Source organism: Glycomyces halotolerans (assembly GCF_054779575.1).
The window spans coordinates 45,601-68,470 of record NZ_BAAGXZ010000020.1; the positions used below are offsets into that span (position 1 = coordinate 45,601).

Sequence of the window (22,870 nt, forward strand, 5' to 3'; positions counted from 1 at the left end):
CTCGGTCGCCATTATCCGGCATGCCGTCACTCCGGAGTGGAAGGACGGGCCGCGCCGGTCGGATCGGCCACACTCCGTAGTGACATTGACATTTGTCGATACCTCTGGTGATAATGGACCCCTCGTCCGCAGTCAGGCCGGGATCCGCCCAGTACATCAGCACCTCCGAACACCCATTGAATGGGAGCGATCCCATACGGAAAAGCCCGACTCCGCCCTCCGACCTCACCGAATTGGAGTTCCACATGAGCCTACTCAGCCGCACCTGCAGAGCGGTCTTCACCGCCTCCGCCGGCCTGGCGCTGTCCCTGTCCATCGCCGCTCCGGCCGCCGCCGAGCACCCCGAGACCGAACCGCAGCCCTACTTCGTCCAAGACACCGGCGAGGACGGCTGCACCGAATTCCACAGCCAAGGCGAGATCCATCGGCCCGCCACGCACCCCGACGGCCACGATGTGGCCGTCTCGGGCTGGAAGGCCATCGCCATCCCCGACGTCGCACCCGGCTTCCCGAACCCCTGCAACCCGGTCATCAACGATCCGCGCCACATCGAGTTCACCTTCTACGGCTCCGGCTACACGCTCGGCGAGCACCTCGTGCCGTTCCCCGAAAGCGACTCCGGCGTCGAATACGAATTCACGATGACCAGGCCCGCGCCGATCGACACCGTCACCGTCGCCATCTGCAAGGAGCGCGGCTACGACGGCGTGAACTGGCCCGACCGCTGCGGCGAGGCCCAGACCATCACGCTCGAAGACACCGAGCCCGAAGACCCGTACTGCCAGTACTCGTACTCGGTGACGCAGTGGAGCGGCGGCTACCTCGCCGAAATCGGCATCACTCCGCTCGTCCAGGCCTCCGCGAACTGGAGCGTCGAAGTCGACCTGCCCGAAGGCGGCACCATCGCTTCACTGTGGAACGCCGAAGTGACGCAGAGCGGCTCGACGGTCACCATCACCAACACCGGATGGAACGCCACCGTCCAAGCCGGCTCCACCGCATGGATCGGCTTCGTCGGATCCGGCGAAGCCCCAGGCCAAGATGACATCCGGGTCTACGTCGACGGCAACGCGTGCGTCGACGCCGCCGGCGCCTGACCGTTCGCCCGCCCCGGCGTCACCTCAGCTCGGACCGAACTGCTGGAGGATGACGCCGGTGGCGTCATCGTGCGGCTTGGCGCGCGACAGCAGAGCCGGGTCGGCGATCTCGGCCTCGCGCAGTTCGGCCAGCACGCTCGGGACGCCGTCGGCGGCGGCCGATGCCAACAGGCCGCCCCAAGTCCGGCCGTAGCGTTCGACCAGCCTGGTCAGGCCGTCGGTGAACAGCCCCACCGCTTTGAGGCCGCTCGCCGGGATCGCTCCGGTGCGAGCCTGGTCGGCGGCGGCCGGATCGGACGAGGCGACCCAGAATCCGCCGGGCCGATTGCGGACGCGCGCGATGTAATCGACGGCGTAGCGCCTGATGCCGCCGACGTCGACCGCGGCGGGCGGATCGACCAGGCGCGAGAGCCGGTCGTCGGTCTCCACGTGCGGCTCGCCGCCGCGCTCGCGCCACACCACGGCGCAGTCGCCGAGCACCAGCCATTCGACCGTGCGGCCGGCCGCGCGGGCCAGCGCGACCGTGGCGGCCGGCGACACCGGGTTCGACAGGTCGCAGGTGTGGCGGTGGCGGTCGGCGACGGTCCGGATCGCCTCGGCCAGTGCCGAGCGGAGGTCGCGTCCGGTGTCGTCCAGTTCGAGCGCGAGTGCGCCGCCGAGCGCGGCCACGAACCAGGGCACGTCGTGGACGCAGCCGTCGTCGGGGTAGCGGGTGACGCCGTCGAGGACCACGGCCCAGCGGCCGGAGACCAGGTAGCAGTCCTCGTTGGGCGCGGTGCCGCCGGCGAGCGAGGCGGCGGAGGAGTGTCGGTGCATGCTGTTCCTGCCCGGTTGCGGCTTCGGTCGGGCCCCGATCTTAAGGGACGTAGAACAGGTTCGGGGCGTTCACCAGCTCGGCGGGCAGGGACGCCTCCCACAGGACCACGCCCTGGTAGTCGATGAGTTTGACCGTGCTCGCGGCGTGGGTGAGGTAACCGTGGGCGGTGAGGGTCTCGCAGGCGGCGCCTACGGACTCGCCGGATTCGAGGTCGATGACGTTGGTGCCGGTCTCGGGTCGGATGGTGAAGCCGCCCTCGTAGTCGTCGTGCTCGTCGTAGCCGTCGGTCAGGCAGACGAATCGGCCGGTCGGGTCGACGTCGACCAGGTCGGTGGCCTCGGCGTCGACGCCGTCGAGGGAGTCGATGCCGATGGTGACCAGTTGCTCTCCGGCCGGGCCGACACGGTAGAGCTCGTCGACGGCGAGGTCGCGGTAGAGGCCGCGCAGTTCGCCGCCGTCGGTGTACCAGCGCAGTCGGCAGCCTTCGCCGAGCGCCGTCTCAGGAGGCGGGTCGCCCTGTTCGGCGAACCATTCGACGGGACCGAACGCCTCGGTGAGTCCGCCGGTGTCGCCCCAGACCTCGGCCCGGTGGGCCATGACCGCGGAGCCGTCGGGGAGCCACGTCGGGTCGAGGCAGGCGTGGTCGAGCGGGTAGGAGGCCACCGCCTCGGTCTCGCCGGTCTCGAGGTCGCCGACCATGAGCTGGGCGTCGGTGTCGCCGCCGGCGATCCAGGCGGCGCGATGCCCGGTCGGGTCGACGGTGAGCGAGGAGTGCAGGACGGTGCCGACGTCGCCCTCGCGTTCCCAGACGCCGCCGAGGTCGAGGACCGGTTCGGCCGATTCGGCGCCGACCTCCCAGCGCCAGAGCGAGTAGTCGTCGGCGACGCCGTAGAGCTCGGCCGGCCCCTCCTCGGCTTCCTCGGCCGGTTCCTCGTCGTCGCCGGTGTCGAAGCCGCATCCGGCCAGCGCGGCGGCCAGGGCCATCGCGCCCGCGACGATGCTTCTGCGACCGGTCATCGTTCCTCCTCACGCCGTGAATGCGCCGGCGTCCTGGTCGGACATGCCGTGCTTGGCGATCAGGTCCATCCACGCCCGGCATTTGATCGACGAGGCGGTCGGGTCGACGTCCTGGGCGGCGAACCGTGATCGCAGCAGTTCGTATCCCGCTCTAGTCTGGGGCCCGTGCGCGCCGTCGATGACCATTTCGGTCATCCCGGCCAGGTCGCGGGCGGCCCACTGGATGATGGTGACGTCGGTGGCGTAGTCCCAGTCGAGGGCCACGACGTATCGGCCGCGGTCGGCGTGGATGTGGTTCCAGTGGGAGCCGTCGGGGTCGTTGTTGCAGTGCAGGACGGTGCCGAAGTAGGACCGGCAGGCGGCGACGCCGGCGAGGTAGCGGCGGCGCAGGGTCCGGTTCGAGCTCGTGCCGTGGACGGCGAGGTCGACGAACCGGTCGCCGCCCCAGGAGAACTTGGTGAAGTCGATCGCGGCGCCGTAGCGGTGGTAGCCGGGTTTGCAGACTTTGGCGCCGGCGACGCCGGTCCAGGCGTAGGACCATTTCTCTCCGTCCGGCGAGTAGTCGCGGCCGAGGTCGTGGAGGTGGCGGATGAGCTGGCCCGCACGAATGTGGACGATCTCGTGCATGGTGAACGAGTTGACCGAGGGGTGGACGCCGTATCCGTCTCGGTTGAAGGCGGTCCGGTAGCGCATCTTCCATTCGCGGTCGTAGAGCCAGTCGCGGGTGATGTCGGGGTAGGCGCACGCGGAGCTGGAGAACGCCTGGCTGCTGCTGGGGAATCCCATCGCCCGCTCCTACCCGAGTCTTTCGGCGCGCATGTCGTCGCCGTGGACTTCGAGCCAGGCGCCGGGCCGTCCGGGGACGGCCACGATTTCGGCAGGCCGGTCCGCGGATTCGTCGGCCGACTCGGGGCCGCCGCGGCCGTAGCGGAGGAGGTGGGCGCGGCCGTCCTGGTCGCTGAAGACGAGGATCCTTTCGTCGACGGTGGCGACCGCGGCCATCGGGCGTCCGGCTCCGGCCTCGGTGGCGAGGAGTTCGAGTTCGGTGTCGGCGCCTCCGATGTAGACGTGCTGGGTGCCGTCGCCGTCGGCGGTGACGGCGTAGAGCCGGTCGCCTGCGGCGGCCAGGACGGTGCCGAAGCTCTCGCCGAGGTCGTCGGCGAGGGGCCGGTGGGTCCAGGTGTCGCCGCCGTCGGTGCTGACGGCCAGGTGGCTGCGGCTGATGGCCGCCAGGTGCCGGTCGGCGCTGCCCACTGTGGCGACGGCGATCGCGGTCTCGCCGATCGGGGTGACGGCGGTGGCGACGCCCGACCGGATCGTCTCGGCCACCGGCGGCTCGACGGCCTCGGCGGCGTCGCCGTCGACGCGGATCAGGCCGGGCCGGGACCGGTCGGCGTCGAGTTCGACCGCGCCGGTGATCCAGAGGCTTCCGGCGGCCGAGGCCATCGAGTGCGGGTGGAAGCCGTCGCCGAGGTCGATGCCGAGCGGCGCTCCGAGCTCGGGCCGGCCGTCGGCGACGGCCAGGGGCCGGACGGCGTAGGCGCCGGCCGTCTCGTCTTCGACGGTGAGCGCCAGGATCCGGCCGTCGTGTGCGGCGGCCGCTCGCAGCGCGCCGGCGTGGTGTCGCCGGGCGTGCGCTCGGGCGGGTTCGGCGGCGAGCCCCGCCGTGAGCAGGGCCGCCGCACCGGTCAACACGGTCCTTCGCGTGAAGCGCGAAGCTGCTTTCGGGGCCATAGCATGCACTATGGCCAGAACTGAAGTCCTAAATGAGAGAAATAGCGATATTCACCCTTTGGAGACGGTGAGTTTCTCTCCGGTCTCGGCGACGCCGACCGTGACGGTGTCGCCGTCGATGATCTTCCCTTCGAGCAGTTCCCGCGAGAGCGGGTCGCCGATGGCGTTCTGGATCAGGCGGCGCAGCGGCCGGGCCCCGTAGACCGGGTCGAAGCCCCGGTCGGCCAGCCACGACTTAGCCGCGTCGTCGACCTCGAGCTTGAGGCGGCGGCCCTCCATGCGCTTGCGCAACTGCCGCAGCTGGACCTCCACGATCGAGGTCAGGTCGTCGTGCTCGAGGGCCTGGAAGATGACGATGTCGTCGAGCCGGTTGAGGAACTCGGGCTTGAAGTGACCCCGGATCGCGCCGAGTACCGACTCGCGCTTGGCCTCGTCTTCGAGGATCGGATCGGTCAGCGCCTGCGAGCCGAGGTTCGAGGTCATGATGAGGATGACGTTCCGGAAATCGACCGTGCGGCCCTGGCCGTCGGTCAGGCGCCCGTCGTCGAGCACCTGCAAGAGCGTGTCGAACACCCGCGGGTGGGCCTTCTCGACCTCGTCGAGCAGCACCACCGAGTAGGGGCGGCGGCGCACCGGCTCGGTCAGCTGCCCGCCCTCCTCGTAGCCGACGTAGCCGGGAGGCGCGCCGATGAGGCGGGCCACCGAGTGCTGCTCGGTGTACTCGCCCATGTCGATGCGGATCATGGCCCGGTCATCGTCGAACATGAACTCGGCGAGCGCCTTGGCCAGCTCGGTCTTGCCGACGCCGGTGGGACCGGCGAAGATGAACGAGCCGGTCGGCCGGTTCGGGTCCGACAGTCCGGCGCGGGCGCGCCGGAGCGCGTCGGCGACGACGCCGACCGCCTCGGACTGGCCGACGACGCGCGCGCCCAGGACCCCTTCGGCGTTGAGCAGCTTGTGCGTCTCGGACTCCTGGAGCCGCCCGGCCGGAATGCCGGTCCAGGCGGCGACGACGTCGGCGATCTCCTCGGCGTCGATCTCCTCTTTGAGCATCGGCGGGTGGTCCGGCTCGGGAGCCTGCTTCTGCTCGGACTCGGCCTCGGAGAGCCGGCGCTCCAGTTCGGGGATGCGCCCGTACCGAAGTTGGGCGGCCTTCTCCAGGTCGTATTCGCGCTCGGCGCGCTCGGCCTGGGTGCGCATGTCGTCGAGCTGCTCCTTGAGGTCGGAGACCTTGGAGATGCGGTCCTTCTCGGACTCCCACTGGCGGCTGAGCGCGGCAAGGCGCTCGCGGGCGTCGGCCAGTTCGCGCTGCAGGGCGGTGAGCCGCTCGGCCGAGGCCGGGTCGTCGGTCTCGTTCTGCAGGGCCGTCTCCTCGATCTCGAGGCGGCGGACGGTGCGCTCGACCTCGTCGATCTCCTCGGGGCGCGAGTCGATCTCGATGCGCAGCCGGGAGGCGGCCTCGTCGACCAGGTCGATGGCCTTGTCGGGCAGCTGACGGTCGGGGATGTAGCGGGCCGACAACTGCGCGGCGGCCACCAGCGCCGAGTCGGTGATCCGCACGCCGTGGTGGACCTCGTAGCGCTCCTTGAGGCCGCGCAGGATCGCGACGGCGTCCTCGATGGACGGCTCGCCGACGTAGACCTGCTGGAAGCGGCGCTCCAGCGCGGCGTCCTTCTCGATGTGCTCGCGGTACTCGTTGAGGGTGGTCGCGCCGATCATGTGGAGCTCGCCGCGGGCCAGGGCGGGCTTGAGCATGTTCCCGGCGTCCATCGAGCCCTCGGACTTGCCGGCGCCGACCATGGTGTGCAGCTCGTCCATGAACGGGATGATCTCGCCGTCGGAGGACTTGATCTCCTCCAGCACCGATTTGAAGCGCTCCTCGAATTGGCCGCGGTACTGCGCTCCGGCGATCATGCTGGCCAGGTCGAGCAGGATGACGCGGCGGTCGCGCAGCGACTCGGGGACATCGCCGGCGACGATGCGCTGGGCGAGGCCCTCGACGATGGCGGTCTTGCCGACGCCGGGCTCGCCGATGAGGACCGGGTTGTTCTTGGTGCGCCGGGAGAGCACCTGGATGACGCGGCGGATCTCGGTGTCGCGGCCGATGACGGGGTCGACCTTGCCGGAGCGGGCGTTCTCGGTGAGATCCACGCCGTACTTCTCGAGGGCCTTGTAGCCCTGCTCGGGGTCGGTGCTGGAGATCTTGCGGTCGCCGCCGCGCAGGGTCGGGAAGGCGCTGATGAGCTTCTGCTCGGTCGCGCCCTGCTCGGCGAGGTAGGCGCCCAGTTCCCCTCCGGCCTGCACGAGCCCGGTGAGGAGGTGCTCGGTGGAGACGTACTCGTCGCCGTAGTCGGTGGCGATCTTGTCGGCGGCGTTGATGGCGCGCAGCGAATCGCGGGCCATCGACGGTTCGGAGACCGAAGGGCCCGAAGCCGAGGGCATGTCGTCGAGGCGCCGCTCGGTCTCGGCCGAGACGGTGCCCGGGGTGACGCCGACGAGCTGCAGCAGACCCGGTGCGGTGGAACCGTCCACGGTCAAGAGCGCGTCGAGCAGGTGCCAGGGATCGACGGCGGGATTGCCGCCCGCCGCGGCGGTTCGAGCGGCCTGGGAGATGACTTCGCGGCTCTTGGTGGTCAAGCGGTTGACGTCCACGGGTCTGTCTGCCTTTCTTCCCGGCTGGTCCAGGTCATGGCGCGCGAGCGTCGCCAATGGGGCCCTGCGGGCCGAACCGCGGCTCGGCTCGCCATACGGAGCACGGTCGATGGAACCGTCGCAGAGTTGAGTCTAACCGGCTCAAGTTTGCTCGGCCACCCCGCGACCACAGGTCACATGGTAAAGCCCCGGGCACGGGGGCCCGGGGCTTTCACGGTGTCGGAACCGTGAGTTCGAACAGCCGCTTCGGATCGCGTCGGCGCTATTTGCGGGCGCCGGTCAGGTTGAAGATCGACTTGATCCTGGCGACCAGGCCCGGCTTCGGCGAGGTCTCGGAGCCGGCTTCGGCCTTGACCTCCTCGGACTCCTCGATCACGTCGATCTCGGGTTCCTTCTCGACCTTGGGCGCCTCGGCCTGGGCCGGGACGGTCTTCTCCGACTCGGATTCCTTCTCGGTCTCGGCGGCCGGCTCGGGCTCCTTCGCGGGTTCGGGCTCGGCCTCGGCGACCGGCTCGGGTTCCGGCTCGGGCTCGGCGACCGGCTCGGGTTCCGGCTCGGGCTCGGCTTCGGCGACGGGCTCGGGCGCTGCCTCCGGCTCGGCTTCAACGGCCGGCGCTTCGACAGGCTCGGGCTCCTCGGCGGCCTCGGCCGCCGGCTCGGTCTCGGGCTCCGGCTCAGACGCGGCTTCGGGCTCGGCGTCGCCGCCGGCCACCAGCTCCTTCAACTCGGCCAGCTTGAGGACGGGCACGCCGTTCTCCTCGGCCTTCTTGATGCGCGGCTCAGAGGGCTTCACCGTGTCGTCGATGACCAAGTGCGTCACCGTCTTGGTGAACTTCGCGGCTACCGAGACATCGTCGTTCGTCTCGGCGATGCTGCGGGCCTCGTCGGCGTCAGGGCCAGTGCCCAGGACGATAATCCGGATCTTCGCTCCCGTCTTCGTCGGCACGGGGACCTCCCTTAATCGATGGTTCAGCGGCTACGGGGCACAACGGGCTTTCGTGTCACACGCTTGAAGGTAGCCTACCGGTCGTTCCCAGCGATCACGTCCAGCGGAGAACTTTGACGCCCCGGAACCATGCGGTCGCACACTGCGATCGCATCGAAAGCAGCCGAGCGACGACCCGAAAGCACTCACCACACTCGACACGAAACCGCTTCGGACGCCCCGGCCATCCCGATCGTCCGCTCGTGCGGCGTCGGCATCACCGGTCCCGCAGCGCTCCCTCTATGCCGCCCACTCGGTCGGACAGCAGCATGATCGCGCCGACGGCCCTCGACATCGGATCGTCGTCGCCGCCGCCGAGCATCTGCTCGCGGCGGAACGCCTCCTTGACCGCCTCCCAGCGTTCGGCCTGCTCCGCGGTCAACCGTCCGCGCAGTTCCGCGAGCTTGAGGAGGTTCGCCTCCGCACCCGAGGCGAGGGTCTGCGCCTCACCGGCGTAGTGGTCGTCGATGACCGCTTCCAGCTCCTCGTCGTTCATCACCGGCACCACCCGCTCGGCGAGCCGACCCATGTTCCGGTACGAGCCCTGCAGCAAGAACGGCGGCTCCGTGCGCGAGGCGTCGTCCATCGCCGCCGAGGCGATGTAGGCGAGGTTGTTGCGCAGCACCGTCCTCTGGAGGTGCAGCAGTTTCCGCAGCACCGACAGGATCTGGTCGAGCTCGCCGGCCGAGTACGGGTGGTGCAGGTCGTCCGGGCCCGCGGTCGGGTCGTCGGCGGCCAGGCGGATGAGCAGCTGGACGTCGGCTCGCTCGCGTCCGGCCAGCGGCGCGGTGACCGCGTTCGAGGTGAGCGCGTTCTCGATGTAGGACTGGGCGAAGACCTCGTCGCGGCCCGAGAGGACGTCGCCGAGGTTCCACACGTCGGCTCGGTTGGCGAGCATGTCGGGGATGCGGAACTTCTGCCCCGCCTCGGTGTACGGGTTGCCGGCCATGCAGACCGCGAATCGCTTCCCCCGCAGGTCGTAGGTGCGGGTGCGTCCGTTCCAGACGCCCTCCATCTTGCGTTGGGCGTCGCACAGCGAGATGAACTTCTGCAGCAACTCGGGGTTGGTGTGCTGGATGTCGTCGAGATACAGCAGCACGTTGCCGCCGCATTCGAGCGCGAAGTTGATCTTCTCGACCTCTTGGCGGGCAGTGGCGTTCGGCGCGTCGGCCGGGTCGACCGAGACCGTCTCGTGGCCCAGCGCGGGCCCGTTGACCTTGACCAGCAGCATGCCGAGCCGGTCGGCGACGTACTCCATGAGCGTGGTCTTGCCGTAGCCGGGCGGCGAGATGAGCATGAGCATGCCCGACTGGTCGGTCCGTCGAGCGTCGCCGGAACCGGCGCCGATCTGCTTGGCGAGGTTGGAGCCGATGAGCGGCAGGTACACCTCGTCGATGAGCTGGTTGCGCACGAACCCGGACATGACCTTGGGCTTGAACTCGTCGACGCGCAGTTCCCGTTTGTGGGCGTCGATGATCTCGGCGCGGCGGCGCTGGTAGGCCCGGTAGCCGGGCACGGTCTCGCGGCGGAACCGGCCGGTGCGCGCGAGGAACTCGTCGAGGCGCACAGGAAGGGTGCGGCCGTCGATGCGCGGGTGCGTGCCCAGGAGCCCGGCGACCTCGGCGGTCAGTTCGGCGGTGACGTCGTAGGTGGCGACTCCGGCCAGGAGCAGTGCCAGGGCCTCGGGCAAATCTGCCGCGTCGAACCGGTCGCTTTCGGCCACAGGCAGGTACGACTCGACCCAGGCCTCGGCGAGCGCCCACTGCGAGGCGAGGTCGCTTTCGATGGCGCGCAGGTCGTCGTCGAAGGCCTGCTTGGCTCCCGGTCCGATGTGGCGTTCGAAGCCGGCGACGAGGTCGCGGGCGCGCGCCGAGGCGGCGAAGCCGTCGGCGGTGGCCAGTTCCTCCACCAGGTACTCCCCGGCCACGGTCGGATCGACTTCGAGGGCCGCGCCGGTGTCGGCGAGCCAGGCGCCGAGGCGGTCGGCGGTTTCGGCGGCGAGCCGGTCGAGGGCGTCGGCGCGGCCGAAGGTCTCCCTGACCCGGTGCAGGGAACGGGCCTGCGCGCTCCAAGCGGCCTGCTGTTCCTTCGGCGCCCCGTGCCCCCAGTAGAGCTGGGCGGCCGCGCGTTCGGCGGCCGGGTAGCGCAGCGTCCCGGCGGCGGCCTGCAGTCGCAGGACCTCGGCGAGGATCGCGGCGGCGTCGGCGTCGTGGACGCCGCGCTCGTAGCCTTCGTCGTAGCGTTCGGCCGCGGCGGTCGACACGAAGCGGGGGAGGTCTTCGGCCAGGAGCCGACCGGGACCGTGTTCGGCCAGGAGCGAGGCGGCCAGGTGCTCGGCGCGGTAGACCCGCTCGTCCTCCGAGGGCAGGAACTGGCTCCAATAGGGCCGGGTGTCGGCGAAGTCCGCGTCGTCGACCGGTTGCCGGTAGTCGGTGCCGGTCAGCGAGAACGCCAAACGGTCGCCCGAGGGCACGAGCGTCAAGTCGAGCGGCTGGGTGTTGACCGGGATGCGGTGCTCGCCGAAGCGGATCGCGTCGCCGTCGAACAGGTCGAGCTGGTCCTGCAGGGCCCTGCCGGCCTCCGAGCGGGCGGCCTGGATGCGGCCCTCGATCTCCTCTGCGCGGACGGTGTCGTCCAAATCGCGCAGCTCGCCGATGACGCGGCGGAGGCGCTCGACCATCGGGTCGGTCGCGAAGTACGTGTTGACTTCGTCGAGTGAGGACAGGGAGGCGGTGCGGCGGGCGACGGCCTCCAGGATGCGGTCGGCCGAGGAGGCGAGCTGCTCGGCGCGGCGCGCGGCCTCGTCGAGCAGGTTCTGCTTGCGCGAGGAGAACGCCTCGTAGACGTCGGTGCGCTTGTCGGCCAACTGGGCGAGGAAGTCGTCGAAGTCGGCGAAGCGGGTCTCGAGGTTCTCGATGGTCAGCAGCAGGCGGCCGAGCTGGTCGTCGCATTCGCCGGGCGTGTTCGCGGCCGCCAGCGCCGCGGTGACCGCCTGCCCGAGGAGGGCGTACTCGGCGGCGAACTCGGCTCTGCCTTCGCCGACGGACAGTTCGCGGCGGCGGGCGGCCAGGGTGGCGCGGGTGCGGTTGACCGCGGCCAGGACCTCGGAGACGCGCCCGAGGATCGCGGTGCGGACGGTGGCGTCGCCGATCTCGAGGGTGGAGACGACCTCGGTGAGGGTCTCCAGTCCGTGCTGGCGCTCGTCGAGGTCGGCCACGAGCGGCTGGGATTCGGCGACGGTCTCGAGGCGTTCGGCCTTGCGCTCGAGCGCTTCGACCTCGGTGAAGTACGGCGCGAAGGCGTCGTCGCGTTCGAGGAAGGCGACGGCGCGGCGGCCGGTGGCGTCCAGGCTCTCGGTCAGCTCGGCTTCGAGCTCGCCGATGCGGGCGGTGTCGATGTAGCGGACGTCCCGCAGGGTGACCAAGTGCCCTTGGGCGCCGCGCAGGTCGGTGAGCAGGTCGACCCAGTCCTCGGCGGACTTGGGGGCCTCGCCTCGGGCGCGTCGCAGCAGCTTGACGGTGTCGGTCTCGGCTTCGTTGAGGGCCTTGCCGGCCTCGGCGGTGAGTTCGGCGACGGTGGCGTACTCGTCGAGGACGGACTCGGCGGTCTCGCGGACGGCCCGGAGGGTCTGGTCGAGGGCGAAGAGGCCTTCGTCGCCGAGCCACGGGTAGTCGTCGAGGCAGCGGGTGGCCGCGGCGATGAGCGCCTCGAACACGGCCTGGCCGGGTTCCATCTCGCGGACCATGCGCGCCACCGACAACGCGTCGGAGACGGCGCGGACGGCTTCGGCGTTCCCGATGCGGTGCACGGGGGTGTCGCCGGAATCGGTGGCGGCGGCGTGGGCCTCGGAGACGAACGGGGTGGCCCAGACCTGCATGGGGTGGACGCGGGTGGCCTCGTCGCCGATGAAGCGGAAGGCGACCAGGGTGCCGTCGTCGAAGATCGAGTAGCCGTGGACGCTCATCGGCGCCGCGACTTCCTTGCGGATGACGTTGTAGGGCAGCAGGAGCGAGCGGCCCTCGATCTCGTGGTAGAAGACGTAGAGGACGTCTTCGCCGTTGGGGGAGCGAATGACGCGCTTGAAGCGCAGGTCGGCGGTGTCGTGGTCGAAGGTCTTGAGTCTGCCTTCGTTGAGGTAGTAGCCGCCGGGGAAGATGATGCCGTGGTCTTCGGGCAGGCGCCGGCAGGCGGCGCCGATCGCGTCGGCGCGCCGGACGTCGCCGGTGCGGGTGTTGTAGATAAGGTGGCGGGGGGCCGGCTCGTTGTACGGCAGGATCCTCAGCAGGATCAGCGGTCCGACGCGGGCATAGGCGATCTGGGCGTCGGCCAGGGACTGGAGGGGCTCGGCGACCGGTTCGGCGAAGACGCCCTCGCCGGTGTCGGTGTTGTCCTCGACCTTGACGGTGAGGGTGCCGTTCAGGCATTCGACGAAGATCTCGTCTTCGATGGACACGTGCGGGTGGCGGCCGGTGACGTGGTGGTCGCGGGTGGTCTCGGTCCATTCGAAGTCGTGCGGCTCGGGCCAGACGTTGTCGGACTCGCCGCGCGGGTCCATGTAGGTCGCCGAGCCGTCGGGGTTGAGCTGCCAGCGCAGGACGCGCTGGTCGGCGAGGTTCTCGCCGATGCGGAAGACGGCGAGCAGCCGGGTCTCGACCTGGCGGACCTGGAGCAGCTCGGTCGAGCGGTAGTAGCGGTACATCTCGGTGAAGTCGGCGACGAAGCGCGGGTCGTCGAGCAGGTGCCCGGCGGTGTCGACTTCGGCGAAGGAGAACTTGCCGTCTTGGCGCTCGAACCGGTGGAGGGCGAACACGTCGCCGACCTCGGTCTGGGACTTGAGGCCCATGTGGACGTTGTAGCCGAACAGCAGGTGGCCGCCGACCTGGACCATGTCGCGGGGCACGCAGTTGTTGGCGGTGCGGATGCGGCTGGTGCCCAGCAGGCTCAACTCGGTGCCGCCGAAGGCATCGGTGCGGGCGGCGTTGAGCGACTCGGCGCGTGCGGTCAGCTCCGTGGCGAAGTCGGCGAGGCGTTTGGAAAGGACTTCGTAGGTGCCGGCATCGAGCGTGCCGGCCTCGGCGGTGGTCTGGTCGGCCATGACTTTCCCCAGGGAGCGAACGGAAGACGGCTTCACGACCGGATCGCATATCCTATTTCCCATAGGATATGCGATCCGGTCGGCGGGAGGCGGTACTACTTGGCGGTCATCTCGACGGCCGGGCGGTCGGCCACGCCGAGCTCCTTGGCCTTGGCGAGCAGCCCGCCGAGCATGTCGTGGTCGCCGCCGCTCTGCATGAGCTTGGCCAGCGCCGCCGACACGGTCAGGTTCTTGACGTCCTCGGTGCCCACTGTGGCCAGCACGCTCTTGAGGTCCTCGGCGAACGAGGAGTTCCCGTTCGTCCACGACGCCGCCAGGCTCGAGGCCACGTCGGAGTGCTCCATGAACCCGTCGACGGCCTTGCCGTAGCCGATCGCGCCGACCACCCGGTCGAAGAACTGGGTGTCGCCGCCGACCAGCGAGATGTCGGCGTTCGACAGGCCCGCCGAGATGACGCCGGCCTGCTGCTCGGCGATGGAGCGGCGCGCCTCGATCTCCATACCGCGCAGCTCCTTCTCCATCTCCAGCCGCAGCCGGTACTCCTCGTGCGCCTTCGACGCCGCCGAGAAGGCGTCCATCGCGACGGCCTTCTCGGTGAGACCGGCCGACTCGCTCAGCAGCTTCTCACGCAGCGCGTCCGCCTCGGCCTTGCCCTTGGCGGTGCGGGCCGAGGCCTGGGCCTTGCCGATCGCCTCGGCCGCCTGCGCCTCGGCCATGCCCCTGGCCTCGGCGGCCTTGGCCTCGGCCAGACCGCCCTTCTCGATCGCGTCGGCCTCGGCCTCGCGGACCTGCACCTCGGCCAAGCCGTCGGCGGCCGCGAGCGCCTGCCGGCCCTCGGCCTGCCGGATGTTCGCGCGCGCCTCCAGCTCGGCGGCCTGCTGCGCGGCCTCGGCCTCGGTGAGGCGCTGGCGGGCCAGGTGCTTGGCCGCGACCTCGGCGGCCTCGGCGGCCTTGATGTCCTTGACCAGGTTCTCCTGCGCCTCGGCTTCGGCGAGGATGATGGTCTTCTGGCGCTCGCGCTCGGCCTCCTCGGTCGCGCGCAGGCGCTTGATGCCCTCTTCCTGCTCGGCCACGGTCTTCTCTACCGCGATCCGCTCGCGGACGACGTCGGCGATCTCGCGCTTCTCGGCCTCGAGCTCCTTGTTCGCGGCGATGCGCGCCAGTTCCTCTTCGCGTTCGCGGGCGACGACTTCGAGGATGCGGTCCTTCTCGATCCGCTCGGTCTCGACGGCGATGACCCGCTCGCGGTTCTTCTCGGCGACGGCGATCTCACGCAGCCGGTTCTCGTGCTGGATGCCGGTCGCCTCCTCGGTGCGGATGCGCGCGGTCTCGGACTTGAGGCGCTCCTCCGACTGGACCTTGGCGACCTCGGCGGCCTCGCGGGCGCGGAGGGTCTCGATCTCGCGCTGCTGGCGGATCTCGGCCTCCTCCTGGCGGCGCTCCAGCTCGAGCACGGTCTCGCGGGCGTCGACGTCCTGGCGCTTGATCTCCTTCTCTTCGTGGCGCCGGTGCTCGTTGGTGGTGATCGCCTCGCGGGCGGTCAGCTCGGTGATCTTGCGGATGCCCTGGGCGTCCAGGATGTTCTGCGGGTCGAGCGACGACATCGGCGTCTGCTCGAGGTAGTCGATCGCCGCGTCCTCGAGGCTGTAACCGTTCAGGTCGGTGCCGATGACGTGGATGATCCGGTCGCGGAACTCGTCGCGGTTGGTGTACAGGTCGGTGAACTCGAGCTGCTTGCCGACGGTCTTGAGCGCCTCGGAGAACTTGGCGTTGAACAGCTCCTGGAGCGTGTCCTGGTCGGAGGCGCGCTTGGTGCCGATCGAGTTGGCGACGTTGCGGACGTCGTCGGCGGTGGCGTTGACCCTCACGAAGAACGTGATCGAGATGTCGGCGCGGATGTTGTCCTGGCAGATCAGGCCGTCCTTGCCGGCGCGGTTGATCTCGATCGTCTTGACCGAGATGTCCATGTACTCGGCCTTGTGGATGATCGGCAGGACCAGCGCGGAGGTGAACGAGACCTTGCGGGCGCGCAGCTTGGTGACGACCAGGGCCTGGCCCGGGGCGACCTTCCGGTACAGCCGGATGATCATGAGCAGCAGGCCCACGAAGATGAGCGCGCCGACCACCAGCGCGGTCATCAGCGTCGCCGAACTGGAAGAGTCCATGGCGTTTCCTTAAGAGACTCGGGGGGAGGTGTGATGAGGGCGTGAGCTCACCTTACTGAGCAGGCGCAAGCCGCGGGGTACGCCGACTCCGGCGCACGCCGGGCCGGTCGAGCGAGGTTCCTACGACTCCCGGATATGGACGTCGGGAGGCACGGCCACCGGGACGACCAGGAAGACCTTGTCGTCCTCGTCGTAGTCGAAGATCACCAGCTTGGAGTGGCGGACGAACAGGCCGTCGTCGATGCCGGGGGGCTCGTGGGGCGAGCGGCGGACGTTGATCAGGTGCACCGTGCCGTCGTCCTCGGTCAGCTCCGCCTGGCCCGAATCGGTGGTGACGGTGCCGGTGCGGACGATGCAGACCTTGCCGATGAGGTCCCGGTGGCCCGTCGCCGGGGCGTCCGCGAAGATCTTCGACAACGGCTTGGACAGCAGCTTGGCGCCGAGCATGCCGACGCCGATCGCGGCGACCAGGGTCGCGATGCCCGAGGCGGCCGAAGGCACGAACACATCGTCGGCGCTGATGACCCAAGTGGTGCCGAGCACGGTGACGATCCAGCCCAGGGTGATCCACAGCGACAGCACCACAGTGAACGGCACCGCGCCGAACCCGAACGCCGACCAGAACGAGCCGCCGGCCTCGACCTCGGCGTCCGAGTCGGTCCCGAAGTCGACGATGTCCACGTCGAGCGCACCGACGATGACGGTTATCCAGTACACGACCACGACGATGAGGCCGAACGTGAACACGATCGGCGGAAAGGATAGGGCTATATCCAGGAACTCACTCATCGGTCGATCCTTGTCTTCCGTTCGCGCGGGCGCGGGCGAGAACGGTGTACGGCAGGCGGGCGGCACTGTCCGGGGTCAGCCGGATTCGGGTCTGCGTCTAGGTTAATGCACGCGGGCACTTGCCGGTAGGTTGCGCGAAGTCGACTATCCTGTGACCGGTTGAACAGGCCGCGCCCGCCAGGGCGATCCCAGAGGAGGTCCGGTGCCCGGTTTCCGCTCCGTGCTGGCCAGCGCGGCCGCCGGCTGCGACATCGCCTCGGAGCGGCTCGCCGCCGCCCGACGGCATCTGGGGGCCACGGCCTCCCAGACCCCGGTCGACCCCGCACTGCTCGACGCCGAACGTCAGATATCCGACGCCGCAAGCGCTTCGGCGGCGAGACTGCGAAGCGATCCCGAACTGCTCCAAGCCGGTTCGGTGGTTCTCCACGAGGGACGCCGGTTCCCGCTGCTGGTGCCGTTCGGCGAGCGCGGGCACCTGGCCACCAACGTCGACGCCCGCGTCGACGGAGTCGCGTCCCTGGTCAGGGGAGCGATCCTCCACACTCTCGCGCACCGCGATCCGGGCAAGGTGCGGGTCGTCGGCATCGACGTGGCCACCTTGGGCGCGACGTTCGCGCCGCTGCGGCCGCTCGCCGACGCCGGCGTGATCGAGACCGTGGCGACCGACGCGCGCGCCGCGTCCCAGGTCGTGGCCGATGCCGAGACCCAGATCTCCGAGAGCATCGCCGGGCACCGCACCGACCGGCTGCTGCTGGCGATCGCCTCGCTCGGCGCCGCCCCGACCAGCCTGGTCGAGCGGGTGTACGCGCTGGCCCGCTCGGGTCTGGCGCACGGGGTGACCGTACTGGGCGCCGGCATCCCGGAGCTGCCGCAGGCGACGGTGCTGCACCAGGTCGACGACCACGTCGAGGTCGCGAACCCTCCGGCCGCGCCGGTCTCCCGCGCCGAGCGTCTCGCGGTGCCGGTGGCCTGGCCCGAGAGCGCCGACGCCTCGTTCCTGGCCGGCGAGGCCGCGCGGCTGGCCGAGCGGGCGCGCCAGGCGGCGACGCTGACCTTCGACGACCTCATCCCCGACGTCCCGCTGAGCGAGGATCCCGCCGCCGGCCTGGAGGTGCTGATCGGGCGGGACGCGGCCGGCGAGGTGCGGCTGCGGTTCGACGACGCGACCCCGCACTGGCTGGTCGGCGGCCGCACCGGCGGCGGCAAGACGGTGTTCCTCCTCGACGTGCTCTACGGGCTGGCCTCCCGGTACGCGCCCTCGGATCTGGCGCTGTTCCTGCTGGACTTCAAGGAGGGCGTGTCGTTCACCGAGTTCATCCCGACCGCTCGCGACGACACGTTCATCCCGCACGCCCGCGCCGTCGGCGTCGAGTCCGACCGCGAGTACGGGCTGGCGGTGCTGCGGAGTCTGAGCGAGGAGTTGACCAAGCGCTCGACGGTGATGAAACAGCACGGTGTGGCCTCGTTCGCGGCGCTGCGGCGGCACGAGTCGTATCCGAGGATCGTGTGCGTGGCCGACGAGTTCCAGGTGCTGCTGGCCGGCAACGACAAGGTCGCCTCCGAGGCGGTGGCGCTGCTGGAGAACCTGGCCAGGAAGGGCCGCTCCTACGGCGTCCACCTGGTGCTGGCCAGCCAGACGATCTCGGGCATCGAAGCGCTGTGGGCCAAGAAGGACTCGATCTTCGGGCAGTTCCCGATGCGGGTGGCGCTGCCGGGCGCGAAGTCGATCCTCGACCCCGGCAACGAGGCGGCCTCGCGCATCTCCCTGGGCCAGGTCGTGCTCAACACCGAGGGCGGCGCCGCCGGCGCCGAGCGGGTGGCGCGCTTCCCCGACACCGACGCCGAGGTCATGCTGCGGCTGCGCGAGCAGCTGCGCGCCGCGCACGCCGACTTCGGCGCGCCGCGCGTCTTCTACGGCTACCGGCCGGTGCACTTCACCGGGACCCTGCCCGGCGAGCGCCGACCAGGGCACGTGCTGCTGGGCCGCGAGGTCTCGCTGCGGCTCGAGGCGGCCGGGATCGACCTGGACCGGCGGCCGGGCCGCCACCTGGCGGTCCTCGGCTCCGACACCGCCGGCGGCGAGGTCCTCGAGGCCGCAGCCGAGAGCCTGGCCCACCAGGCCCCGACCGGGCAAGGAATGTGGACTGTGGACTTCACCGGGACCGCGAAGGTCCGCGACATCTCCCGCCGGATCGCGCCGGAGGAGTTCGCGGCCGAACTCGCCGCCGTCCCCGACGACACGTTCGTCCTCGCCTGGGGCCTCGACGCCGCCGCGCTCGACCGCGCCGGCCAGAACGCCCTGCGGGACCTGCTGCGCACCGGCCCGGCCCGCGGCGTCCACCTCCTGGCGTGGTGGCGGACCTACCGGCGCTTCCTCGACGACATCGGCGGCAGCGCCGGCCGCGAGGACGTGGCCTGCTCGCTCATCCTCAACCTGCCCGGCGGCGAACTGGTCGGCCACTTCGGGCAGCAGTTCCAGCACTGGCAGCCCAGACACGGGCGCGCGCTGCTGATCGACCGCCACCAGGACACCGGTTCGGGGCGCCTGATCGTGCCGTTCACCAGAGAGGAGCACGCTTGACATCCTCCCCGTCTTTCATGGCGGGGATTCCCGGCTTGGCCGCCGCTGAGAACGACGACGCTACGGGAGGGTTCTTGCTTCAACACGCGGTGCTCGCGCTATGCGAGCCTGACCCGCGCTCCACAAGCGTTTCAGGTGTCCGCCTGCCCGGCGGCCACCAGACGCCGACCTTCGCGTCTGATGTTGATCTCGGCGTTCGCGTCCCGGTCGTGCACCGCGCCGCACCCGCACGCCCAGTGCCGGACCTTCAGCCCGTCCAGGCCCTGCCGGTGCGCGGCCTTCCACGCCGCGACCGCGTCGTTGTACACCACACGCACACACCCGAACGTCCGCGCCAGCGCCTGCCGCTGCGGACGCGTCGGATAGACACGGTAGGAGTACCTGAGATGCACACGAAGATTATACCGATATCGCACCAGCCGTCTGCTTCTGGGATCCCAGTCCTACTCCGTCCGACCGCGAGCAGCCAATCGCCCCCGATCCCTCCCCGCCCTAAAGGACAGGGCCTCCTCGGAGGAATCCGGTGAGCGCCTTCGACGACTACCTCGCCCAGCTGCGACGCCTCGACGAGGTCCGCCGGGGCTTCGACGAGGCCGCCTCCCGCAGCGCCTCCCGCGTCGAGTCCCTCGGCGAGCGTGCAGGCCGCCTCACCGCGCAGGCCGCCGAACAGCGCGAAGCCGTCGACGAGCTCGCCCGCGCCGCCCGCGTGCCGATCCCGCCGCGCACCCGCGCCGGCGACCTCGACGGCGACCCCGCCGTCGAGGTCAACGCCGCCGAGGCCGACCTGCGAGCGGCCGCGACCGAATTCGAGGAGGCCCGGTACCTGGCCCACCGGGCGCCGTGGCTGCCGCACTGGCGGACCGACGAGCGCAACGGCCTGCTCTACGGGATGTTCGCTCTGGCCTCGCTGCTGGTCCAGCTCATCGTGCTGCGGGTGGTGAAGGCCGACGATCTGACCGGTGCGGTCGTGCTGGCCGCGATCATCGTCGCGTGCCCGCTGGCGGCGTTCGCGGCCGGCTGGCTCACCATCGGCGTCACCTCGCGCCCGCGCATCGGCGACCAGGAGGAGAAGCTCGAACGCAACTTCCGCCTCGGTCTGGCGCTGTGCGGCTCGACGCTGGCGGTCTCCTGCCTCGGATTCTTCAGCTGAGCGGCTCCCGGTCGGGAGCCGCTCGGCGTTCGGATCAGCCGTATCTCACTTCGAGGTCGCCGACGCCGCTGCTCACATCGATCAGGTAGTCGGCGCCGCCGAAGTCGGTGGCGATCGTGATGTCGGATTCGCCGACGCCGGAGTCGAACCGCACGTCATAGGTGGTGCCGTCGTCGGGAACGACGATGACGACGTCGCCGACGTTGGCGTCGACGGTGATGTCGCCGAGGACTCGGTCGAAGGCGAGGTGGACGTCGCCGGTGCTGCTGGTGACGACCGTGCTGGTGGTGCGCAGGCGTTCGGCGTCGATCCGGCCGACACTGGACTCCAGGCGAAGGTCGCCGTCGAGACCGTCGACCGTGACGTCGGCGACCGAGGTGGTGATGTCGGCGCCGGTGCCGGCCGGCACGTTCAGCCAGTACTCGACCTCGCACCGGCCTCCGCGGATGTGCAGCCACCGCTCGCCGCAGTCGGACTCGGCCTCCCAGGAGTCGGCGTCGGTCCACTCCTCGCTGACCGAGGGCTCCTTGCCGCGCCAGGTCGACTCCCGGCGCACCTCGAAGGCGTCGTCGGCCGAGGCGGCGAGGTTGACCGCGCCGACCTCCAAGTCGACGGCGACGTTGGCGACCGCTCGGGTGTAGGTCTTGTCGTAGTCGTCGCTCTCGGCCGGCGTCGCGCTCGCCCACACCCAGACGCCGGTCGCGGCCAGCACCGCGACCAGCACCAGCGCGGTGAAGGTGCCGCCGACGATCCACCAGACCCTGCGGGTCGGCGCGCCGGGCCCGGGGGCCGGGGTATCGGTTCTCGTATCGGTCACGACCTGTCCTTACCGTTGCCTTGCAGGAATTTGAGGATGGCGAGCACGCGGCGGTTGCCGCTGTCGGTTGGCGCGAGCCCGAGTTTCGCGAAGATCGAGTTGATGTGCTTGCTGACGGCGCCTTCGCTGAGGAAGAGGACCTCGGCGATGCCGCCGTTGGAGCGGCCCTCGGCCATGTGCGACAGCACCTCGCGCTCGCGGGGTGTGAGGCGGTCCAGTTCGTCGCCGGTGCGGCGGACCAGCAGCTGCGAGACCACTTCGGGGTCGAGCGCGGTGCCTCCGGCGGCGACCCGGCGAAGGGAGTCGAGGAATTCCTCGACGTCGGCGACCCGGTCCTTGAGGAGGTACCCGATGCCGCGCATCTGGCCGGTGAGCAGGTCGACGGCGTAGCGCTCCTCGACGTACTGGGAGAGCATGAGAACCGCCAGGTCGGGGTGGCGGCGGCGCAGCACCAGCGCGGCGCGCACGCCCTCGTCGCTCTGGTCGGGCGGCATCCGCACGTCGGCGACCACGAGGTCGGGTAGGTCGCGTTCGACCGAGCGGAGCAGTTGCTCGGCGTCGCCGACGGTGTCGATGACCTCGATGCCGCCGACTTCCATGAGGCGGGCGAGTCCCTCCCGCAGCAGGACCGAGTCTTCGGCGATCACGACGCGCATGGCAGCTCCGCTTCTATGGTGGTGGGTCCGCCTGGGGGGCTGGTGAGGCGGAAGGTCCCGTCGACCGACCGGACCCGGTCGGCCAGGCCGCGCAGTCCGGTGCCGCTGTCGGGGTCGGCGCCGCCGGTCCCGTCGTCGGTGATTCGCACCCGCAGCCGGTCACCGTCCAGCGAGACCTCCACGGTCGCGTGTTCGGCATCGGCATGTCGGGCCACATTGGTCAAGGCTTCGGAGACGACGAAGTAGGCCACGGCCTCCACCTCCCGGCCCACCCGGCGGTCCATGTCGACCTCGAGCCGCACCGGCACCGGGGATCGGGCCGCCACGGCCGACAGCGCCGCGTCGAGCCCGCGGTCCTCGAGCACCGCCGGGTGCAGGCCGCGGACGAGGTGCCGCAGCTCCTCCAGGACCTGCTTGGACTCCTCGTGCGCCGACTCGATGGCGCGGGCGCCGGATTCGGGCAGGTCGGTGAGCGTGGCCCGGGCGATGCCGAGGTTCATGGCCAGGGAGGTCAGGCGCTGCTGCGCGCCGTCGTGCAGGTCCCGTTCGATGCGCCGCCGCTCGGCGTCGGCGGCATCTACTGTGGAGTTACGGCTGGCGGCCAGGTCGCTGACCCGCAGCGCGAGCTCCTCGCTGCGGGTGGTCCCCAGCAGCCGCCACGCCAGCGCCCCGTCGAGCGCGGCCAGGCCCCTGGTCGCCCAGGCCGCCGCCAGCAGCAGGGCGATACCGATGCCGGTCATCGCCGCGAGCCTCCACGGCAGGGCCGGTCCGGTGGTGGACCAGTACAGCGGCGCGGCGGTCATGGCCAGCCCCAGCGCCCAGGCCCACACCGCGGCGGCGCAGGCCCAGAAGCCGAAGACCCCGGCGATGAGGTGATAGGCCAGCTGACGCCAGGTCCGGCCGCTGCGCAGGTACTGCCCGAGCGCCTTGGGCGTGAACGTCGGCGGCTGCGGCGCCGTGCTCGCCGGCCACCTGATGCCGAGGAAGACCGAGTGGCGGTCGCGCTGCAGCGCGGTGAGCGTCGAACTGACCGCGGCCAGGATGCCGCAGCCGGCCAAAGCGATCACCACGGTGGGGATCCCGGCGACGATGAGGATCGCCAGCAGCAGGATCGACAGCCCGCCGACGACGCCGACGACCGCGCCGGTCACCAGGTGAACGAGTGACCGCCAGGTCTGCGGCGCCCACAGCGCCCGCACCACGGCGAGCAGAGCGCCGCGCCGGCGGGCGGACCGGGGAGTGTTTTCCATGCCCTGAACAATATGGTCGGCCGAGCCCGGGGGCATTGCCGCTGCCCTCCGACTCCATGGTGAGG

General features: G+C 70.5%; 16 protein-coding genes. 3 read left to right on the forward strand and 13 right to left on the reverse strand.

Annotated elements, in window-relative coordinates; genetic code table 11:
- Positions 1-245 precede the first annotated feature (245 nt).
- Complete coding sequence (locus tag ACYVL2_RS15885) at positions 246-1,097, forward strand: cellulose binding domain-containing protein (RefSeq protein ID WP_460545067.1); 852 nt, start codon at positions 246-248, stop codon at positions 1,095-1,097.
- 24 nt (positions 1,098-1,121) lie between these two features.
- On the opposite strand, the gene ACYVL2_RS15890 is transcribed toward ACYVL2_RS15885, so the two are convergent.
- From ACYVL2_RS15890 to ACYVL2_RS15930, 9 genes are all read right to left on the reverse strand, one after another.
- Entirely contained in the window at positions 1,122-1,913 is a 792-nt protein-coding gene (locus ACYVL2_RS15890) for a PP2C family serine/threonine-protein phosphatase (protein WP_460545069.1), read from the reverse strand.
- A gap of 40 nt (positions 1,914-1,953) precedes the next feature.
- Positions 1,954-2,931, reverse strand: coding sequence for a hypothetical protein (locus tag ACYVL2_RS15895; protein WP_460545071.1), 978 nt, complete (start codon positions 2,929-2,931; stop codon positions 1,954-1,956).
- A 9-nt stretch (positions 2,932-2,940) separates the two neighbouring features.
- Complete coding sequence (locus tag ACYVL2_RS15900) at positions 2,941-3,717, reverse strand: hypothetical protein (protein ID WP_460545073.1); 777 nt, start codon at positions 3,715-3,717, stop codon at positions 2,941-2,943.
- 9 nt (positions 3,718-3,726) lie between these two features.
- On the reverse strand, positions 3,727-4,665 hold the full coding sequence (locus ACYVL2_RS15905) for a hypothetical protein (RefSeq protein ID WP_460545075.1): 939 nt from the start codon (positions 4,663-4,665) through the stop codon (positions 3,727-3,729).
- A 51-nt stretch (positions 4,666-4,716) separates the two neighbouring features.
- Positions 4,717-7,317, reverse strand: coding sequence for an ATP-dependent Clp protease ATP-binding subunit (gene clpB / locus ACYVL2_RS15910; protein ID WP_460545077.1), 2,601 nt, complete (start codon positions 7,315-7,317; stop codon positions 4,717-4,719).
- A gap of 262 nt (positions 7,318-7,579) precedes the next feature.
- Positions 7,580-8,263 (reverse strand): BRCT domain-containing protein, encoded by a 684-nt coding sequence (locus ACYVL2_RS15915; protein ID WP_460545079.1) that lies wholly within the window; start codon positions 8,261-8,263, stop codon positions 7,580-7,582.
- Between the two features lie 256 nt (positions 8,264-8,519).
- Positions 8,520-13,397, reverse strand: a complete 4,878-nt coding sequence (locus tag ACYVL2_RS15920) for a DNA repair ATPase (protein ID WP_460545081.1) — start codon at positions 13,395-13,397, stop codon at positions 8,520-8,522.
- Between the two features lie 95 nt (positions 13,398-13,492).
- Positions 13,493-15,562 carry a flotillin family protein gene (locus tag ACYVL2_RS15925; RefSeq protein WP_460545083.1) on the reverse strand — a complete coding sequence of 690 codons (2,070 nt, stop codon included), beginning with the start codon at positions 15,560-15,562 and terminating at the stop codon, positions 13,493-13,495.
- 120 nt (positions 15,563-15,682) lie between these two features.
- Entirely contained in the window at positions 15,683-16,351 is a 669-nt protein-coding gene (locus tag ACYVL2_RS15930) for a hypothetical protein (protein ID WP_460545085.1), read from the reverse strand.
- Positions 16,352-16,553: 202 nt separating this feature from the next.
- On the opposite strand from ACYVL2_RS15930, the gene ACYVL2_RS15935 reads away from it, so the two are divergent.
- Positions 16,554-18,932, forward strand: coding sequence for an FtsK/SpoIIIE domain-containing protein (locus tag ACYVL2_RS15935; RefSeq protein WP_460545087.1), 2,379 nt, complete (start codon positions 16,554-16,556; stop codon positions 18,930-18,932).
- Positions 18,933-19,063: 131 nt separating this feature from the next.
- Here the strand turns inward: ACYVL2_RS15935 and ACYVL2_RS15940 are convergent, their stop codons facing one another.
- On the reverse strand, positions 19,064-19,324 hold the full coding sequence (locus ACYVL2_RS15940) for a helix-turn-helix domain-containing protein (protein ID WP_460545089.1): 261 nt from the start codon (positions 19,322-19,324) through the stop codon (positions 19,064-19,066).
- A 131-nt stretch (positions 19,325-19,455) separates the two neighbouring features.
- Between ACYVL2_RS15940 and ACYVL2_RS15945 the strand changes: the two genes are divergently transcribed.
- Positions 19,456-20,082, forward strand: coding sequence for a hypothetical protein (locus ACYVL2_RS15945; protein ID WP_460545091.1), 627 nt, complete (start codon positions 19,456-19,458; stop codon positions 20,080-20,082).
- Between the two features lie 34 nt (positions 20,083-20,116).
- On the opposite strand, the gene ACYVL2_RS15950 is transcribed toward ACYVL2_RS15945, so the two are convergent.
- From ACYVL2_RS15950 to ACYVL2_RS15960, 3 genes are read right to left on the reverse strand one after another with little or no spacing between them, the layout of a single operon-like run.
- Positions 20,117-20,899 (reverse strand): DUF4097 family beta strand repeat-containing protein, encoded by a 783-nt coding sequence (locus ACYVL2_RS15950; protein WP_460545093.1) that lies wholly within the window; start codon positions 20,897-20,899, stop codon positions 20,117-20,119.
- Positions 20,896-21,555, reverse strand: a complete 660-nt coding sequence (locus ACYVL2_RS15955; protein ID WP_460545095.1) for a response regulator transcription factor — start codon at positions 21,553-21,555, stop codon at positions 20,896-20,898. The genes ACYVL2_RS15950 and ACYVL2_RS15955 overlap by 4 nt, the downstream gene beginning before the upstream one ends.
- Positions 21,543-22,805, reverse strand: coding sequence for a sensor histidine kinase (locus tag ACYVL2_RS15960; protein WP_460545097.1), 1,263 nt, complete (start codon positions 22,803-22,805; stop codon positions 21,543-21,545). Before ACYVL2_RS15960 ends, ACYVL2_RS15955 begins: the two co-directional genes overlap by 13 nt.
- Between the last annotated feature and the right edge of the window lie 65 nt (positions 22,806-22,870).

What these genes read in the sequence shown, in the direction of transcription:
- ACYVL2_RS15885 (WP_460545067.1), top strand. Translation starts at nt 246, where the DNA reads ATGAGCCTACTCAGCCGCACCTGCAGAGCGGTCTTCACCGCCTCCGCC.
- ACYVL2_RS15890 (WP_460545069.1), bottom strand. Translation starts at nt 1,913, where the DNA reads ATGCACCGACACTCCTCCGCCGCCTCGCTCGCCGGCGGCACCGCGCCC.
- ACYVL2_RS15895 (WP_460545071.1), bottom strand. Translation starts at nt 2,931, where the DNA reads ATGACCGGTCGCAGAAGCATCGTCGCGGGCGCGATGGCCCTGGCCGCC.
- ACYVL2_RS15900 (WP_460545073.1), bottom strand. Translation starts at nt 3,717, where the DNA reads ATGGGATTCCCCAGCAGCAGCCAGGCGTTCTCCAGCTCCGCGTGCGCC.
- ACYVL2_RS15905 (WP_460545075.1), bottom strand. Translation starts at nt 4,665, where the DNA reads ATGGCCCCGAAAGCAGCTTCGCGCTTCACGCGAAGGACCGTGTTGACC.
- ACYVL2_RS15920 (WP_460545081.1), bottom strand. Translation starts at nt 13,397, where the DNA reads ATGGCCGACCAGACCACCGCCGAGGCCGGCACGCTCGATGCCGGCACC.
- ACYVL2_RS15925 (WP_460545083.1), bottom strand. Translation starts at nt 15,562, where the DNA reads ATGGACTCTTCCAGTTCGGCGACGCTGATGACCGCGCTGGTGGTCGGC.
- ACYVL2_RS15930 (WP_460545085.1), bottom strand. Translation starts at nt 16,351, where the DNA reads ATGAGTGAGTTCCTGGATATAGCCCTATCCTTTCCGCCGATCGTGTTC.
- ACYVL2_RS15955 (WP_460545095.1), bottom strand. Translation starts at nt 21,555, where the DNA reads ATGCGCGTCGTGATCGCCGAAGACTCGGTCCTGCTGCGGGAGGGACTC.
- ACYVL2_RS15960 (WP_460545097.1), bottom strand. Translation starts at nt 22,805, where the DNA reads ATGGAAAACACTCCCCGGTCCGCCCGCCGGCGCGGCGCTCTGCTCGCC.